The sequence below is a fragment of the Brucella sp. IR073 genome (genome assembly GCF_049065735.1).
Lineage (GTDB): Bacteria > Pseudomonadota > Alphaproteobacteria > Rhizobiales > Rhizobiaceae > Paramesorhizobium.
The window spans coordinates 1-1086 of the sequence record NZ_JBAKHD010000034.1 but is presented as its reverse complement, the minus strand read 5'-3'; the positions used below and the strand labels follow the sequence as shown (position 1 = coordinate 1086).

Genomic DNA, 1086 nt, shown 5'->3' with positions numbered 1-1086 from the left:
GTTCCTGTTGTAATCCTCCTTCCATGCGGTGATGGCGGCGCGGGCCTGGGTGAGTGACGAGAACAGGGTCTCGTTGAGGCACTCGTCGCGGAAGCTGCCGTTGAAGCTTTCGACGAAGCCGTTTTGCATCGGCTTGCCGGGGGCGATGTAGTGCCATTCGACCTTTGTCTCCTGGCACCATTTGAGGATGGCCATGCTGGTCATCTCCGTGCCGTTGTCCGAGACGATCGTCTTCGGCTTCCCCCGTCTGACGATAAGGGTGTCCAACTCGCGGGCAAGCCGAGCGCCCGACAGGGATGTGTCGGCGACCAGGCACAGGCATTCGCGGGTGAAGTCGTCGACAACCGCCAGCACCCGGAAGCGGCGACCGTCGGTGAAGGCATCGCTGACGAAGTCCAAACTCCAGCGCTCGTTGGGGCGTGACGGCAGAGCCAGGGGACGTCTCGTCCCCAARGCCCGCTTTCGGCCGCCGCGCTTGCGCACCGTCAGCTTCTCCTCCCGATAAAGACGTCGAAGCTTCTTCAGGTTCATGACGATCCCCTGACGGTCGAGCATCACGTGGATGCGGCGATAACCGAAGCGTCGGCGCTCCGACGCCACCTTCTTCATCGCCTCCCGAATGGTCGCATCGTCAGGCCGCACGCTGCGGTATCGCATGCTCGACCGATCAAACGATAGAACCTCACACGCCCGACGCTGGCTCACTCCATGCTGCGCACAGACGTGAGCCACCGCATTCCGCTTCACATCGGGCGTCACCATTTTTTTGCAGCGACATCCTTCAGTATCGCATTGTCCAGCATGGCCTCGGCGAGAAGCTTCTTCAGTTTGGCATTCTCGTCCTCAAGCGCCTTCAGCTTGCGGGCATCCGACACGTCCATGCCGCCATACTTCGCCTTGTATTTGTAGAAAGTCGCATCCGAGATGCCGTGCTTGCGGCAGACATCAACCGTCTTCGCGCCCGCCTCCTGCTCCTTCAATATCCCGATGATCTGTTCTTCCGTGAACCGTGAACGCTTCATTCGTCCGTCTCCTCGTTGTGACGGACTCTACCAAAATCTGGAGGAAGTTCAGGGTCTCAGGTCA

Annotated in this window: 1 pseudogene; it reads right to left on the bottom strand. The window is 60.0% G+C overall.

The annotated features are described in order from the left end of the window. Window positions 1-1022 (bottom strand): annotated as a pseudogene (locus tag ACOWVG_RS19305) (IS3 family transposase); the annotation flags it as partial. Between the last annotated feature and the right edge of the window lie 64 nt (window positions 1023-1086).